Consider the following 15,669-nt stretch of genomic DNA (forward strand, 5'->3'; position numbering starts at 1 on the left):
CAACCTTGTCAATTTACAAACTTCTAATTGTAAATTAACGCTGCATTTTTAGCAATTCAACCAAGGGCTGCGGCTTAATCGCCAACCTCGATTTCGCGGTGTTCCGGTGCGGCGACGGCTATCGGCGCCTGCCACTTTTCCAGCCAGGCGATCAACTGGTCGCCGGGGATGGGACGGCTCATGAAGTAACCCTGCCCCTGGTCGCATCCCAACGCGGCCAACAGGCGCCATACGGCTTCGCTCTCGATGCCCTCGGCCACCACGCGCAAGCCCATGTTGTGGCCAAGGTCGATGGTGGAGCGGACGATCTTGGTATCGCCGACGTCGTTCTCCATGTTCAGCACGAAGGACTTGTCGATCTTTAGCTCATTCACCGGCAGGCGCTTGAGGTAGGCCAGCGACGAATAGCCGGTGCCGAAATCGTCGATCGACAAATCGACACCCATGGCGCTCAGGCGCTCCAGCGTGTGCTGGGCGCGCACCGGATCGTCCATGATGGCGCTCTCGGTGATCTCAAGGCAGAACGAGCCGGGAGCCAGCTTGTAGCGCGCCAGCGTTTCGGCGAACTTGGCCGGCAGGTCCTGGTCCAGCAGGTCGCGCGTGGACAGGTTGACCGACACCTTGAGCGGATAGCCTTTGGCCGCCAGCTCCTGGCACAGCTCCGCCGACTTGTCCATCACCCAGCGGGTCAGCACGCGGATAAAGCCGGTCTGCTCGGCGAAGGGAATGAACTCGTCGGGGAACACGTTGCCGCGCTCCGGATGCGCCCAGCGCACCAGCGACTCCATGCCCACCACCTTGCCGGTATCGAGCATGATCTTCGGCTGCACGTGCAGGCGGAACTCGTTGCGTTCGATGGCGTTGCGCAGCTCCGTCAACAGCGACAGGCTCTTCTCGCTGGACTTGTCCATCGCCGCGTCGTACACCACGGCGCCGTCGTTGCGCTGCTTGGCCGCGTACATCGCCACCTCGGCCATGCTCAGTAAAGCCTCGCCGTCGTTGCCGTGCTCCGGGTAGCCGGCGATGCCCAGGCCTGCGCCGATGTCCACCGTCTGGTCTTCCAGCGACAGCGGCGTCTCCAGCGCCTGCAGGATCTCGGCCGCCACGCGCTGCGCGGAATCGAGGTCGGAAGCCGGCAGCAGCACCGCGAATTCGTCGCCGCCCAGGCGCGCCACCTGCGCCGACGACTGCCGTCGATTGGCCAGCAGCAGCTGCAGGCGGCCGGCCACCTGGCGCAGCAAGGCGTCGCCGAAGCTGTGGCCCATCACGTCGTTGACGTGCTTGAAGCGGTCCAGGTCCATCATCAGCACGAACACGGTTTCCTCGCGCCTGGCGGCGTTGGCCAGCGCGTCGTTCAGCAGCAGCACGAACTGCGCGCGGTTCGGCAGGTTGGTCAGCGTGTCCCAGTAAGCCAGGCGGCGGATCTCCTGTTCGCGCTTGGCGATCCCCTCGCGCATCGCGTCGAAGGCATGCGCCAGCGCGCCGATTTCGTCTTCGCGGCTGGTGTCGATCTGGCCTTTGTAATCGCCCTGCTCCAGGCGTTTGGCGGTGACGGCCAGCTCGCTGATCGGCTGCGCGATGCGCTTGGCGGTAAATACGATGGCCAGCGCCGAGATCACGATGCCGCCCAGCGTCAGGCCGATCAGCCAGCGCTCAAGACGGCTGTATTCCGCGGTCGCCTCGTCGATCGAGCGGGCCAGCATGACGTTGGCGGTCTGGCCGCCATCCCTGCCGATGGCCAGCAGGCGCGCGCTGTACTGGCCGGCGGACAGTGTCAGGTCGAATGGGCCGACCGGCGTGCCCGGCAGGGTTTGCAGTTGGTCGACCACGCTCTGCGTCACCGGGACGGAGAAGGTCGAGCCCACGGCCAGCCATTTGCCTTGCGCGTCGCGGGTCAGCACGGCGGTATCGAGCGCGCTGATTTCGCGCATGTCGCTGGCCAATTGGCGGTCGATCGGAAAGGTCATGACGATCCAGCCGATGGTCCTCGGCGCCAGGATGGGCATGACGACGATCTGGTAGGGCCGGTGTTCAACGATGGCGATACCGCTGGCGCCCACCGACGATTCGGCGGCATCAAGCATGCCGGCGACCTGCTTCTCCAGCGCGGCCGCCTGGCTGTTGTTGGTGGCGACGCTGATCTTGCGGTCGGCGTTGATCAGCATCGACAGCGAGGCCTTGATGCGTTTGCCGCTGTTGTCCAGCGCGGAGAGGATGGTACCGCGATCGTTCTCGTCGTTGTTGCCGATGGTGGCCACGAAGGCGGTGTCGCGCGCCAGCAGGCGGGCGCCGAAGCGCAGGTTTTGCGCGTTCTGGTCCAACAGGCGGCGGAACACCTTGGAGCCGTTGCCCAATTCACTGCTGATGGACAGGCGCGCATTGTTGTCGATGCCGCGCTGGATCACCAGCAGGCCGATGACCTGCACAGCCACGATCAACACCAGGAACAGTGTGACGATACGGCTCTCCAAGCTGCGGAAGCGCATGCGCATGCTAGGGCTGTCCCTTAAAGAGTGGTGGACGACGGGTCGTCGGCCACGATCGGTTTCATCGGCAGCTTGAAGGTGACGCTGGCCGGCGCGTCGCCCGCCTTCACCGTCACCACCTGCTCCGGCGTGGCGCCGCCGACCGTGTTGTAGTGCCAGGCCTTGACCACGTACTTGCCGCCGGCCGGCAGCTCGATGCGGGCGGCGCCGGCGGCGTCGGTCTTGGCGAAATACGGCGTGTCGACCACTTTGACATAGGCCAGCATCTTGTCATGGATATTACAACCGAGCACCACCGTGCCCGCCTTGTCGAAGACCTGCGGCGAGGCCGACTGGCCGGAGTACAGCTTCTGGTCGAACTTGTGGGCCGGCGAGAACGAATAGATGTGATGCCTGACCTTGTCGTTATTCGGGAAAAATATCTTGGCGCCGGTCTGTACCACGCTCACCAGCGGCGCGAACTTCAGGCCCTTCTGCTCGATTTCCGCCGTGGCTGGTGCGCGCCCGCTGGCCGTGCCGCTTTCCGGCTCGACATAGACCACGGTGTCGGCCAGGGCCTTGCCGCCGGCGTCCTGCACCTGCACCGTGACGCCGGTGGCGCCTGCGCTTGCCGTGCTCAGCAATAACAAGGTCGACAGGGTCTGGCGGAGGGCGTGACGGTGCATGGGAAGCCTGGTCTCGATAGTTGTACAGCTTAGATTGTAGCGCGTGGGCAATAATCTACGGCACGGTTTTTCACAGTTTGCCGCAGATTATTTCCACACGTCATCATACGGTCACATAAGCACACTAAGATCGTACAGTTAAACCGACTTTTGGCAAGCATTCACCGTGAATTCCGTACTCAGCCCCAACATCATCTATCTTCCGCCCAAGGCCGAGGACGAGGAGGCGGTATTGCGCGCTCATCTGTACGACATCCTGGCGCGCCGACAGCTGAGCGCGCTGTTCCAGCCGATTGTACACATGCAGAGCGGCGACATCATCGCCTACGAAGGCTTGATACGGGGGCCGTCCGACAGCCCGCTGCATGCGCCGATGAATCTGTTCAAGGTGGCGCGCGCCAACGGCCTCACGGTCGAGGTCGAGCACCTGTGCCGGCGCGTGGTGCTGGAGCGCTTTGCCGAGCTCCAGCTGCCCGGCAAGCTGTTCCTCAACGTCAGCCCGGAATGCCTGATGCAGCGCGACGCGCCGCACGGCGAGACGCTGGAATACATCCACCAGATCGGCATCAACCCGGACCGCGTCATCATCGAGCTGACCGAGAACCAGCCGACCTACGACTACGAGCTGATGCGCGAAGCGGTGCTGCACTACCGTAACATGGGCTTCCAGATCGCCATCGACGACCTCGGCGAAGGCTTCTCCAGCCTGCGGCTGTGGTCGGAGCTGCGGCCCGAGTATGTCAAGATCGACATGCATTTCATTCAGGGCATCAACCACGATCCGGTCAAGCTGCAGTTTGTGCGTTCGATCCAGGAGATCGCCGACAAGTCCGACACGCTGGTGATCGCCGAGGGCATCGAGACCCAGGCCGAGCTGCTGGTGCTGCGCGATGTCGGCGTCGCCTTCGGCCAGGGCTACCACCTGGGCCGGCCGCACGCCCAGCCGGCCCGCGCCGCGCCGGCCGAGGTGGTCAAGGCGCTGGCGCGCAATGGCGTGGCGGTCTATCCGCAGCGCGGCGCGGAAAAGAACGGCGCCAGCATCTACAAGCTGCTGCACCAGACCGACTCGGTGCCGTCCAGCATGAACAACAACGAGCTGTACGAAATCTTCGTGCGCCATCCCAAGCTGCTGATCATCCCGGTGGTGGACGACGGCGTGCCGCTGGGCCTGGTCAGCCGCTTCGACATGATCGAGCACTTCGCCCGCCCCTACCAGCGCGAACTGTACGGTAAGAAGTCCTGCAAGCAGTTCATGGACAGCAATGCGCTGATCGCCGACAAGGACACCAGTCTGCAAGACCTGAGCTTCCGCATGGTGCAGGCCGACGCGCAGCAGCTGTTCAACGGCTTCATCATCACCGACCAGGGACGCTACCTGGGCATGGGCACAGGCCACGACCTGATGCGCGAGATCACGCAGATGCAGATCAACGCGGCGCGCTACGCCAATCCGCTGACCCAGCTGCCGGGCAATGTGCCGATCAACGAGCATATCGACCGTCTGCTGGAAAGCGGCACGCGGTTCTGGGTCTGCTATTTCGACCTCGACCATTTCAAGCCGTTCAACGATGTCTACGGCTACCGCAGGGGCGACGACGTGATCCAGCTGACCGGACGCCTGCTCAGCGAGCGCACCGACGCCAACCGCGACTTCGTCGGCCATATCGGCGGCGACGATTTCATGATCCTGTTCCAGAGCGAAGACTGGGAAGCCCGCTGCAACGCCATCCTGCAAGAGTTCGAACGGAACGTGCAGGACTTCTACAGCATTGAGGACCGCGAGCGCGGCGGCTACATCAGCGAAGACCGGCAAGGCAAGAAAGTGTTTTACTCGCTGATGAGCTTGTCGATCGGCGCGATCCGCGTCGAGCCGCACCAGTACTACACCCACCACCAGATCGCCACCGCTGCGGCGGAATCGAAGAAACAAGCCAAGAAAATCCACGGCAACAGCCTGTTCGTGGATCGCCGCCAACAGCCCAGCTGAACGGCTCAGGCCGGACGAGCCTGCGTCGCATGGGCGGCCCGCCAGCGGCGCGCCTGTTCGGTGGCCGCCTCCATCGCCTGTGGCGTCAGGTCCAGGTCGGACTTCTTGCGGTTGCTGGCCACCGCCAGTTCGCTGGCCTCGGCGGCCAGCGTCAGCCACATGCAGGATTTTTCATCGTCGCGCACCACGCCGCGCCCGCTGCCGTACATGCCGCCCAGGTTGAACTGCGCCAATGCATGGCCCTGCTCGGCCGCCTTGCCATACCAGCTGACGGCCAGCTCCTCGTCACGCGCCACGCCTAGGCCGTTGGCGTACATCACACCTAGATTGTTCTGCGCGCTGGCGTCGCCCTGTTCGGCCGCGCAGCGATACCAGGCCACCGCCCGCGCCTCGTCCTTGGCCACGCCGTGGCCGTTGGCATACATCACGCCGACATTGAACTGGGCGTTCGGCGCGCCCTGCTCGGCCGCCATGCGGTACCACTCCAGCGCCCGCTGCTCGTCGCGCGCCACGCCACGCCCGCGCGCGTACATGCCGCCGAGGTTGTACTGGGCCAGCACATGGCCGGACTCGGCGGCGCGGCGGTACCAGGTGAAGGCCAGCTCGTCGTCGCGGTCCACGCCCTTGCCGTTGGCCAGCATGATGCCGAGATTGAATTGCGCGTCCGCGTCTTCCTGTTCCGCCGCCCGCAGCAGCCAGGCGTAGGCGCGCAGCTGGTCGGCCACCACGCCCTGCCCCTCGGCATAGGCCACGCCCACCAGCCGCTGGGCGACGGCGCAACCCTGCGCCGCGGCTTGCCGGAACCAGGCCAGCGCCTGTCCATCGCTGCGCGCCACGCCGTGGCCGTGCTTGTACATAAAACCGAGATTGAGCTGGGCGCTGGCATCGTTCTGCAGCGCCGCCTTGCGGAACCAGGCCAAGGCCAGCGGATAGTTGCGGCGCACGCCCAGGCCGTGCACATAGGCTTCGCCGAGCAAAGTCTGCGCGCTGGCCACTCCCTGCTCGGAGGCGCGGTAAAACCACGACAAGGCGGTTTCGTCATTGCGCGCCACGCCCCGGCCCTTCTTGTACATCTGTCCGAGATTTTGCTGGGCCGAGACTTCGCCCTGCAGCGCGGCCGCGCGAAACCAGCGCACGGCTTCCTTGTCGCTATGGGCGACGCCACGGCCGTTGAAGTACATCACGCCCAGGTGATTCTGCGCGAACGCCAGCCCCTGCTGGGCCGCCTTGGACATCCAGTAGAAGGCGCGGACCTCGTCGCGCGCCACATCCTGCCCCTTTTTATAGACCAGGCCCAGATTGAACTGGGCGTAAGGATTGCCGCGTTCGGCCGCCTCCCGGTACCATAGAAAAGTGTCGTAACCTGCCCTCGCCGAGCTTTGATTCTTCATGGTACACCTCTGGCCAACACCACAACATTGTTGGTTAAAGTGTAAAACGCGGCCCCGGCGCGGGTTTGACCGCGCTCAAACGAGTGATGATGAAATGTTATCGTTTCTAGTGATGGGCAACGCGAGGCGCACCGTCAGGCTTGGGGCCAAATGCATAGACGGCAATGGCTATTATCGTCAGGCACCAGACGATCAAAGCACCCGACGGCAAATCGTAGAGCGTCGACAACACCAGTCCGCTTGCGTAGCCGGCGGCGCCGATCAGGTAGGCCAGTACCAGGCGTTTCTTGCCGACATAGTGACGCACTGCCAGGCCCGGCACGATCAGGCTGGTGAACACCAGGTACACCCCCACCAGCTGCACCGACGCCGTGACGGCCAGCGCGAAGATCAGGTAGAAACCCAGCCGGCTCAAGCGTTCGCGCAGGAAGTACAGCAGCCCGCAGATCACCACCGTGCCGACGGCCGGCAACAACAGCTGTTCGTAGCGCACCCACAAAATCTGGCCAGCCAACAAGTCCTGCAAATGCTCGCCGCCGTGCGGGTTGTGCGCCACCAGCAGCAAGCCAGCCGTGGCGGCCAGGATGAACATCACGCCGATCTGCGCTTCCTGCACTTCCGGCCAGCGTTTTTCAGTCCACGTCAGCAGCAGCGCGCCGAGCACGGCGGCAGCGGCGGCGGCAGCCTGCACCGCCCAGCTTTGCGGATCGAGCTCGGCGGCGCCGGCGATGATCACGCCCAGCGCCGCGATCTGCGCGATCGCCAGGTCGATAAAGACGATGCCGCGTTTCAGCACCTGCGCACCCAGCGGCACGTGGGTCAACAGCACCAACAGGCCGGCGAGCAAGGCCGGCAGAATGATCATCAGATCGAGCGCTTCAGCGTTCATTTATTTGCATCCATCAAGCGTTGCACAGTCGAATCGAACAGGCCGAACAAGTCTTTGCTCTTGTCGTCGCCGCCGACGGAGAACGGCAGCACCACCGCCGGAATCTTGGCGTGTTCGGACAGCCATTGCGAGGCGCGGCCATCCTGGTAGGCGGCGCGTATCACCATCTTGGCCGGCGCGCGCTGCAATTGCGACAGCAGCTCGGCCAAATGGGCCGCGCTCGGCTCCACGCCCGGCTTGGGTTCCAGCGTGCCGACCTGGTGCAAGCCCAGCCAGCCCATCAGGTACTCCATGTTCTTGTGGTGCTCGACCACGGCCACGCCTTTCAGCGGCGCCGCCTGCTTCTCCCACTTGAGCATGGCCGCATCCCAGCGCGCCGCGAAGTCCTTCTGCCGCGCCTGGTAGTAGGCGGCGTTGGCAGGGTCCAGCTCGGCCAGGCGCTTGGCCAGCGCCACAGCGACCAGCGCGATATTGTGCGGGTTCTGCTGGATGTGCGGATTGCCGGCGGCGTGCACGTCGCCCTCGCTGCGGTCGACCTTGTTCGGCACGTCGAGGCGCGGCACGAAGGCGCCCGCCTCGAAGTTGCCCGGCTGGCCGGCGGCGATCTTGCTGTTGCCCGATTGCTGGACCAGCACCGGCAGCCAGCCCACTTCCAGCTCCAGTCCGGTGCACACCAGCAGGTTGGCGTTGCGCGTGCGCGCGATCAGGCTCGGCCGCGCTTCGATGCGGTGCGGGTCTTGCAGCGCGTTGGTGGCGCTGGAGACCTTGACCTTGTCGCCGCCGAGTTCGTTGGTCAGCGCTTCCCATTCCGGCTCGCAGGCCAGGACGTTGATGGCGGCGTGCGCCGACGTGGCCGCCACGCAGGCCGCGGCGACCAGCAGATGTTTGAGTGTGCGTTTCATGCCTGCTCCTTTAGAACGAGTGGGCAGCGTGCGTGCCCAGGCTCATGATGTATTGAAGGAAAATCTGGTTGTCGGTGACACCCGGACGGGACTGGTCGCGCGCCAGCTGCAAGCGCAGGCGCGAGAATTCGGACGGGCTGTAGTCGATCATGAAACTGCTGCGCGACGGGTTGTACGCTTCGAGGATGGGCAGGTTGGCCCAGGCCAGCGCGCCGCTGTCGATCAGGCCGATCCGCTGCGAGCCGGACGACAGCCGGTCATAACGCAGGCCCGCGCGCCAGGTTGGCATGAACTGGTAGACGCCTTGCAGATACCAGCCCGACTGCACGCTGCGGTAGTTGCCGCTGGCCGCCGCGTCGGTCTCGACCGCGTAGTTCAGCGTGCCGCTTTCCTTGCGGCGGAAGTACTCGCCCTGCAGCTTGAAGTTGGTGTTGGTCGGATTGCCGTTCGGCGCCCATTTGTAGATGGCGTCGGCGATCCACATATTCGACTTGCCGCTGAAGCTATTGGTCAGGCCCTGGTCTTCGTAGGCGCGTTGCTCTGCGCCAGTGTGCAGGTAGGACACGCCCGCGCGGTAGCTGGCCGAATCGCCGATGTCGTCGCCAAGGTGGGCGAACACGCTGACGGCGCCGGCGCCGTTCTTGTTGCGGTCGTTGCCCGGGAAGGCCGTGCCGTTGCCGGCCTCCACGCCGACTTCCAGGAACTGGTCGAGCGGCGCCAGCCACTTGGCTTGCACGCCGTCCGGCTTGTACTGGCCGCCGAGGAAGGCTTGATACGCCAGCGGCGCATCGACGAAGTCCCAGGTGTGGGCGTGCTGGCTGTTCAGGTAGCCGATAGCCGACAGGAAGCGGCCGGCCTTGATGTTCAGGCCGTTCTCCATGCCGCGCGTCTGCACGAAGGCTTCTTCAACGCTGACTTCATTCGCGCCGCTCAGCGAGAAGGTCAGCTGGCCGGCGAACTGCGGGTCGATGTTGGCAGCCATGGTCAGCTCGGATTCGCCGAGGTTGAAGCCGCGCTTGCCCGGGCCGACCTCGCCGCCGCTCGGCGCGAAGCCTTGCAGGCGGTACTGGGTCGGGTCCTGTTTCAGGTTTTGCAGCGTGCCGCCTAGGATCATCGAGATGTTCGGGTTGAACAGATTGCTGGCCGGGTTGGCGCCGCCGGTCGGCGCTGGCGCTGCCGCTGGCGGTGTTTCGACATAGGCGGCGACCGCAGGCGCGGCGCCAGCGGCCGGAGCCGGCACAGCCGGCGCGCCCGCACCGATCGCCGCGATCTGCGCCTTGGCGGCGGCGTTGTCCGCTTGCGCCTGTTGCAAGCGCTGCTCCATCGCCTGCAAGCGCGCTTCATAGACCTCCTTCATCTGGCGGATCTCCGCGCGGATTTCGGCCAGTTCCTTCTGTTCTTTTTTGTCTGCGGCGTAGGCCTGCGGGGCCGCCACGGCCACGCTCAAGGCGGCCATCATCACTTTGTGTTTCAACATGTCAAATCCTGTAGATAGCTACGATAAGCCGCACCTCTGCGCAAGCGGCAGCGGTGACGGATCAAGGGTGTGCGATCAGGACAGGACGGGCGGCGCTCGCGATCGGAAGCCGCAGACGGTACGCCGGCAATCGAGCGGCGCAGGCGTGTGGGTGACGGCTACCGAAGTATTGGCAGCCAGCGGGAAGGAATGGAAATGCGTATCGGCGGCCGAGGCGATCTGCGCGAACGCCAGGCATTGCGCGCAATTGTGATCCAGCCCCAGCTTGGTGATACTGCTGCTGGCATCTTCGTCCTGCTGCGCGGCGGCCTGCACCACGCCGGTCGCGGCCGAAGCGTGCGACAGCGCGTGCGAGTACCCCATCTGCTGGGAGAACACCAGCAGAAGCGACAGCAGCACATAAAAGAAGTTGCGGCGTATGTTCACAAAATACCAACTATCGATACATCAGTGCCGGTATTGTAATGCGAGCCACCGGTTTTCAGCGACCTTTTTGTTTTTCGAGGAATTGGTGCACTTTGGCGGCCGCCAGTTTGTTGATCGCCACCAGCAAGCCCGGATCGACGCCGGCGATGCCGTAAGTCGAACCGATGTGCTTGCCGATATGGATCAGCACCTCGGCCGCCACTTCCGCATCGGACTCGGCCCGGTGGGCCGCGCTCTTGAAGCGGATGCCCAGCTCGCCGGACAGATTGCCCAGCTTGTAGCTCGACAATTTGGGAAACACGCGGCGCGACAATTTCAGCGAACACACCAGCGATTGATAGCCGGGCGTCAGGCCCAGCCGGGCCGCTTCGGCGCGCAGGAATTTATCGTCGAAGCTGGCGTTGTGGGCGGACAGCGCGTCGCTGCCGATAAAGTCCAGCAGCTCCGGCACCACCTGCGACACCGGCGGCGCGCCGTCGACCATGGCCTGCGTGATGCCGGTCAGGCCGGTGATGAAGGACGGTATCCGCACATTGCAGTTAATCAGCGACACATAGCGGTCGACCACCTTGCCGCCGACGATGCGCAACGCCGCCACCTCGGTGATGCGGTCGCCCATGTCGGGCGACAGGCCGGTGGTCTCGAAGTCGAGCATGACGATGGGTTGGTCGAGCATGGTGTTCCTTTTAAATTAGCCGAACTTGCGCACGGCATCCAGCGCCAAGCCGGCGCCGATACTACCGAACAGGTCGCCTTCGACCTTGCGCGCCGACGGCACCAGCGCGCCGATGCGCTCGCGCAGCATGCGCACGCCGCTGGAGCCGCCGGTGAAGAATACCGTATCGACATCGGCAGGCGCCACACCGGCGTCGCGCAGCAGGCTCAGCACGGTGTTCTCGACCGAGCCGACCAGGTGGCCGATGGCGTCGTCGAACTGCGCGCGGTCCAGCTCCAGGGTCACCGGCGGCGACAGGCGGTCCAGCTCCAGCTGCACCTTGGCGGCGTCGGACAGGGCGATCTTGCCCTCCTCCGCCTTCATCGCCAGCCAGTGGCCGGCGCGCTGGTCGATCAGCTTTTGCAGGCGGCCCAGCTTTTCCTGCTCGGCCGAATCGCGCAGCAGGTCGGACAGCTGGGTCCACATTTTCTTGGTGTACGCCTGGTTGATGGTGTGCCAGGTCGCCAGGTTGAAGAAGTAACTGGACGGCACTTCGCTGTTGTTGCGCAGGCGGCTGCCGTAGCCCAGCAGCGGCATCACGGACGACAGGCTCAGGTATTTATCGAAATCGGTACCGCCGATGTGCACGCCGCCATTGGCCAGGATGTCGTCGCGGCGCTCGGTCTTGGTGGCGCGCTCGGGCGACAGGCGTACCAGCGAAAAGTCCGAGGTACCGCCGCCGATGTCGGCGATCAGCACCAACTCTTCACGGGTGATCTGCGACTCGTAATCGAACGCGGCGGCGATCGGCTCGAACTGGAAGGCGATGTCCTTGAAGCCGACGGAACGGGCCACCTCGGCTAGGGTATCCTCGGCCAGCTGGTCGTTTTCCTTGCTGTCGTCGATGAAATGGACAGGACGGCCGAACACGGCCGACGTGAACTGGCGCCCGGCCGACTGCTCGGCGCGGCGTTTCACTTCGCCGATGAATTGCGCCAGGAGCGAACGGAACGGCAGCGCGCGGCCACCCACCTCGGTCTGACCGTCGATCAGACTGGTCCCGAGCAAACTCTTCATGGAGCGCATCAGGCGCCCCTCGTAGCCGGCAAGATATTCGGCCAGCGCTGCACGTCCGAAGGTAACTTCTTCGTCCTCGGCGTTGAAGAAAACCACCGACGGCAAGGTGGTCTTGCCGTCTTCCAGTCCCAACATCACCGGGTGTCCGGGACGCACCCAGCCCACCGTGGAATTTGACGTGCCAAAATCGACGCCGCAAGCAATGGCCATGTCGACCCTTCACGTGAATAAAGGGGCGTTATCTTATCAGAAAACCCCGTCTTTCAGGAAAAATTGCAGCGGGACCACACCCGACCAAATATTTCTTGAAAGAAAATCGATTATTATTGCTATCGAGTAAGATTTTGATTATGCTCGTTTAACTAACGAAGATGCAAGCAGCACCACGCACGTAACGAGACGATGACCAAATCCAAGCCGACAATCGAAGTCTGCGCGACTGAACACAAAGCCAGCATTGCCCGTGAAGCCCGCCGCGTCACCTCGTATGACGTGGCGCTGGTGGCGGGCGTGTCGCAATCGGCGGTATCGCGCTGCTTCAAGCCCGGCGCCAGCGTGTCCAAGTCCACCCATGCGCGGGTGATGAAGGCCGCCGCGCTGCTGGACTACATCCCCAACGCCGCCGCGCGCAGCCTGATCACGCGCCGCTCCAACATGGTGGCGGTGCTGATCACCAACCAGGCCAACCTCTACTACCCGGAACTGCTGGCCGAACTGAGCCAGCAACTGACCACGCTGGGCAAGCGCGTGCTGCTGTTCCCGCTGGCGCGCGAGTCCGATGTCGACCGCGTGCTGGCCGATGTCTGGCAATTCCAGGTCGACGGCGTGATCGCCGCCGCCCGCCTGTCCGATGAACACCTGGCCGAATTCGAACGCCGCCACATGCCGCTGGTGCTGTTCAACCGCACGCAGCGCGACCAGTCGGTCAACACCGTCACCTGCGACCACCTGGAAGCGGGCCGCATGCTGGTCTCGCGGCTGGCTGCCGCCGGTCACCGCCGTTTCGGCATCATCGGCGGCACCGCCGATTCCAGCGTCGCCAGCGAGCGCCACCGTGGCGCCTGCGAACGGCTGGCCGAACTGGGCCTGCCGCCGCCGGTCGTGGTGCCGGGCGAGTACGATTACAAGAGCGGCGCCGCCGGCCTGAAAGCGCTGATCGCGCAAATGGGCGGCGTGCCCGACGCCATCATCTGCGGCAGCGACGTCATGGCCATCGGCTGCCTCGACTGCGCCCGCCACGAGCTGGGCATCGACGTGCCGGGCCAGTTGTCGGTGGCCGGCTTCGACGCGGTCGAGCCGTCCAACTGGCTGAGCTACAACCTGACCACGCTGCGCCAGCCCATGCCCAAGATGGCCAGCGCGGCCGCCAGCCTGCTGTGCGCCGTCATCGACAGCCGCGAATCCCAGGTCGAACGGCGCGTGTTCAGCGCCCAGTTCATCGAAGGCGCCACCGCGCGCCTGCGCCCCAAGCCAGCCGCGCCGTCCGCGACGCCGGCGCCCGCCACCGGCATCCGCGTGCCGGCCGCTATAATGTAGCGCATGACCGATGCAAATCCTCCCCGCTTCACCCCGCAAGGCCTGATCCCGACTCCCGAGCAGACCGCCATTCAGCTGGCGCAGCACAAGGTGGTGCTGGTGGACGCCAACGCCGGCGCCGCCAAGACCACCACGCTGGCGATCCGCATCGGCGAGGCGCTGGCGCGCAAGCTGGCGCCGGAACAGATCCTGGCGCTGACCTTCACGCCGGAAGCGCGCGACGTCATGCGCCAGCGCCTGCTCGACGTCGGCGTGCCGCATGCGCTGGCCAGCCGGGTCGCCGTGCTGACCTTCGAGGATTTCGCCGGCCTGCAACTGGACCGCATCGACGGCGACTACCTGCGCCAGTGCGCCGAGGCGCGCCAGCTGAAGGACTACGCGCTGGCCGCGATCGACCGCGTCAGCGAACGCTATGCCGGCCGCCTGGACGGCCTGAACCTGCAAACCCACAGCATCGCGCTGGCCCAGTTCCTCGACGTGCAGCTGCAACTGAAGGCGACGATGGCGCTGGCCGCCGACGTCGAATACATGGGCACCGAGGAAATCGCCGAGTTGATGGGCGTGCCGATGACCGACTACGTGACCACGGTGGAATACGAAACGCTGCGCCTGGACGGCGGCGCCGGCGCGGTGTTCCGCGGCCCGTTCGACGCCACCTACGACCTGGCCAGCAACCTGCAAGGGGGGGCGCGCCTGGCCGAGCACTTCCCCGACTACCGGCTGGTGCTGTGCGACGAGCTGCACGACCTGAACGAAGCGGCCTTCCTGATCCTCGACGCGCTGATCGCCAAGCCGCAATGCTTCTTCGTCGGCGCCGGCGACAAGGACCAGGTGATCCACGCCAAACTGGGCGCCAGCGACGAGTACCTGAACCGCCGCTTCGCCCAGAACTACCCGAAGCTGGTGCGCTACCCGCTGACCTACAGCTACCGCCACGGCCCGCACCTGGCCTACGCGATGGCCGAGTTCAAGCAAAAGGCGGTGGAGTCCAGCCTGCCGCTGCACACGCAGATCCGCCACGCGCACTACGACAACAGCGCCGGCTGCGCGCAGCAGGCCGTCGCCGCGATCCAGCAATGGAAGGCGGACGGCCATCCGCTCGACGGCTGCGCCATCCTGATACGCGACCGCCATCAATCGATGGCCATCGAGAACGCCCTGATCGAAGCCGACATCGACTACCGCACGCCTGCCATGGCCGGCTATCTGCAGCGCGACGAAATCCTGTTCCTGCGCGGCCTGCTGGCGATCGCGCTCAAGGACTTCGGCGCCGTCAAGACGGAACAGGTGCGCACCGCCATCGTCGACGCCATGACCGCGTTCAGCGAAATGCGCTTCTCGGCGCGCCGCATGGACAACTTCAAGGCGCAGATCATCAAGGACCCGGCCCTGCTGGGCGAATTGTTCCTGATCGAAGACGAGCGGCGCGACGGCGATGAGCCGAACTACCGCGACGTCGCCAGCCAGGCCACCAAGAAGGCCGTCATCGACACCATCGCCTGGCTGTCCGGGGTCGACCCGGCCACGCCGGCGGCGGCGGTGCTGGCGGAAGTGTGCGAGCGCGTCAAGCTGGTGGCGACCGCGCGCCGCATCTTCGTGCGGCCCTACGAAGCGGGCGTGGTCAACAAATCCGTGGCCGGCCTGCTGGAATCGGCGGCCGCCTCCGGCCACACGCTGGCCGAGTTCTGGGCCGCGCTCAACGCCCGCGAAGCCTTCGTGCGCCGCAAGCGCGAACGCAAGGCGGTGCTGATCGAATGCGTGGCCAACGCCAAGGGCAAGGAATTCGACCACGTGATCCTGCCCTTCCTGCAAGCGGACGAATTCCCGCATCCGACGCAGCCCAAGGCCGAGGAGGAAAACCTGTTCTACGTCGGCGCCACCCGCGCCCGCGCACGCCTGACGCTGCTCTCGCCCACCGACGCGGCGCTGCGCAGCGGCTTCATCGCGCAAATGCGCCTGCCGAAATCGGCCGCCGCAGCCGACGCCGCCATCGCCCGCAACCAGGCCACAGCCGCGGCTTCGGTCTCGGCGCCGCCGGCGCGCCAGTACCTTACCGCCACCTACCACGAGAAGGACCAGGTCAAGGCGCTGGGCGCGCAATTCGACATCACCCGCCGCGCCTGGTTTGTCGAAGCGGGCAAGGATCTGGCCCCGTTTGCACCTTGGATAAAAAAATAA

General features: G+C 65.0%; 12 protein-coding genes. 3 read left to right on the plus strand and 9 right to left on the minus strand.

Annotation, left to right across the window (positions count from 1 at the left end; translation table 11 throughout):
• Positions 1 to 74: 74 nt before the first annotated feature.
• Together D0T21_RS07700 and D0T21_RS07705 are read right to left on the minus strand one after the other, a co-directional pair.
• The gene (locus D0T21_RS07700) at positions 75 to 2,492 is read right to left on the minus strand and encodes a bifunctional diguanylate cyclase/phosphodiesterase (protein ID WP_116990748.1); all 2,418 of its coding nucleotides are present in this window, start codon (positions 2,490 to 2,492) and stop codon (positions 75 to 77) included.
• Positions 2,493 to 2,506: 14 nt separating this feature from the next.
• Positions 2,507 to 3,151, minus strand: a complete 645-nt coding sequence (locus tag D0T21_RS07705) for a methylamine utilization protein (RefSeq protein WP_116990749.1) — start codon at positions 3,149 to 3,151, stop codon at positions 2,507 to 2,509.
• Positions 3,152 to 3,317: 166 nt separating this feature from the next.
• Here D0T21_RS07705 and D0T21_RS07710 point away from each other — a divergent pair, with 166 nt between their 5' ends.
• A complete protein-coding gene (locus D0T21_RS07710; protein WP_229211377.1) occupies positions 3,318 to 5,138 on the plus strand; it encodes a GGDEF domain-containing protein in 1,821 nt (606 codons plus the stop codon).
• Between the two features lie 5 nt (positions 5,139 to 5,143).
• Here the strand turns inward: D0T21_RS07710 and D0T21_RS07715 are convergent, their stop codons facing one another.
• From D0T21_RS07715 to D0T21_RS07745, 7 genes are all read right to left on the minus strand, one after another.
• The gene (locus tag D0T21_RS07715; protein ID WP_116994317.1) at positions 5,144 to 6,529 is read right to left on the minus strand and encodes a tetratricopeptide repeat protein; all 1,386 of its coding nucleotides are present in this window, start codon (positions 6,527 to 6,529) and stop codon (positions 5,144 to 5,146) included.
• 106 nt (positions 6,530 to 6,635) lie between these two features.
• Complete coding sequence (locus D0T21_RS07720; RefSeq protein ID WP_116990751.1) at positions 6,636 to 7,418, minus strand: metal ABC transporter permease; 783 nt, start codon at positions 7,416 to 7,418, stop codon at positions 6,636 to 6,638.
• Positions 7,415 to 8,320, minus strand: a complete 906-nt coding sequence (locus D0T21_RS07725) for a metal ABC transporter solute-binding protein, Zn/Mn family (RefSeq protein WP_116990752.1) — start codon at positions 8,318 to 8,320, stop codon at positions 7,415 to 7,417. Before D0T21_RS07725 ends, D0T21_RS07720 begins: the two co-directional genes overlap by 4 nt.
• 10 nt (positions 8,321 to 8,330) lie before the next feature.
• Positions 8,331 to 9,797 (minus strand): hypothetical protein, encoded by a 1,467-nt coding sequence (locus D0T21_RS07730; protein ID WP_116990753.1) that lies wholly within the window; start codon positions 9,795 to 9,797, stop codon positions 8,331 to 8,333.
• Between the two features lie 75 nt (positions 9,798 to 9,872).
• Positions 9,873 to 10,223, minus strand: coding sequence for a hypothetical protein (locus tag D0T21_RS07735; RefSeq protein ID WP_116990754.1), 351 nt, complete (start codon positions 10,221 to 10,223; stop codon positions 9,873 to 9,875).
• Positions 10,224 to 10,278: 55 nt separating this feature from the next.
• On the minus strand, positions 10,279 to 10,899 hold the full coding sequence (locus D0T21_RS07740) for a PolC-type DNA polymerase III (protein WP_116990755.1): 621 nt from the start codon (positions 10,897 to 10,899) through the stop codon (positions 10,279 to 10,281).
• A 15-nt stretch (positions 10,900 to 10,914) separates the two neighbouring features.
• The gene (locus tag D0T21_RS07745) at positions 10,915 to 12,165 is read right to left on the minus strand and encodes an Hsp70 family protein (protein WP_116990756.1); all 1,251 of its coding nucleotides are present in this window, start codon (positions 12,163 to 12,165) and stop codon (positions 10,915 to 10,917) included.
• A 192-nt stretch (positions 12,166 to 12,357) separates the two neighbouring features.
• Between D0T21_RS07745 and D0T21_RS07750 the strand changes: the two genes are divergently transcribed.
• Both D0T21_RS07750 and D0T21_RS07755 read left to right on the plus strand, forming a co-directional pair.
• Entirely contained in the window at positions 12,358 to 13,491 is a 1,134-nt protein-coding gene (locus D0T21_RS07750; protein WP_116990757.1) for a LacI family DNA-binding transcriptional regulator, read from the plus strand.
• A 3-nt stretch (positions 13,492 to 13,494) separates the two neighbouring features.
• Positions 13,495 to 15,669: an ATP-dependent helicase gene (locus tag D0T21_RS07755; RefSeq protein ID WP_116990758.1), complete on the plus strand. Its 2,175-nt coding sequence runs from the start codon at positions 13,495 to 13,497 to the stop codon at positions 15,667 to 15,669.

This window comes from Duganella sp. BJB476 (assembly GCF_003416895.1).
Classification (GTDB): Bacteria; Pseudomonadota; Gammaproteobacteria; order Burkholderiales; family Burkholderiaceae_D; genus Rugamonas.

Bases quoted from the DNA above. Each gene is read 5' to 3' on its own strand.
- D0T21_RS07730 (WP_116990753.1), bottom strand. From the start codon at position 9,797: ATGTTGAAACACAAAGTGATGATGGCCGCCTTGAGCGTGGCCGTGGCG.
- D0T21_RS07700 (WP_116990748.1), bottom strand. From the start codon at position 2,492: ATGCGCATGCGCTTCCGCAGCTTGGAGAGCCGTATCGTCACACTGTTC.
- D0T21_RS07740 (WP_116990755.1), bottom strand. From the start codon at position 10,899: ATGCTCGACCAACCCATCGTCATGCTCGACTTCGAGACCACCGGCCTG.
- D0T21_RS07705 (WP_116990749.1), bottom strand. From the start codon at position 3,151: ATGCACCGTCACGCCCTCCGCCAGACCCTGTCGACCTTGTTATTGCTG.
- D0T21_RS07715 (WP_116994317.1), bottom strand. From the start codon at position 6,529: ATGAAGAATCAAAGCTCGGCGAGGGCAGGTTACGACACTTTTCTATGG.
- D0T21_RS07725 (WP_116990752.1), bottom strand. From the start codon at position 8,320: ATGAAACGCACACTCAAACATCTGCTGGTCGCCGCGGCCTGCGTGGCG.
- D0T21_RS07750 (WP_116990757.1), top strand. From the start codon at position 12,358: ATGACCAAATCCAAGCCGACAATCGAAGTCTGCGCGACTGAACACAAA.
- D0T21_RS07755 (WP_116990758.1), top strand. From the start codon at position 13,495: ATGACCGATGCAAATCCTCCCCGCTTCACCCCGCAAGGCCTGATCCCG.
- D0T21_RS07745 (WP_116990756.1), bottom strand. From the start codon at position 12,165: ATGGCCATTGCTTGCGGCGTCGATTTTGGCACGTCAAATTCCACGGTG.
- D0T21_RS07720 (WP_116990751.1), bottom strand. From the start codon at position 7,418: ATGAACGCTGAAGCGCTCGATCTGATGATCATTCTGCCGGCCTTGCTC.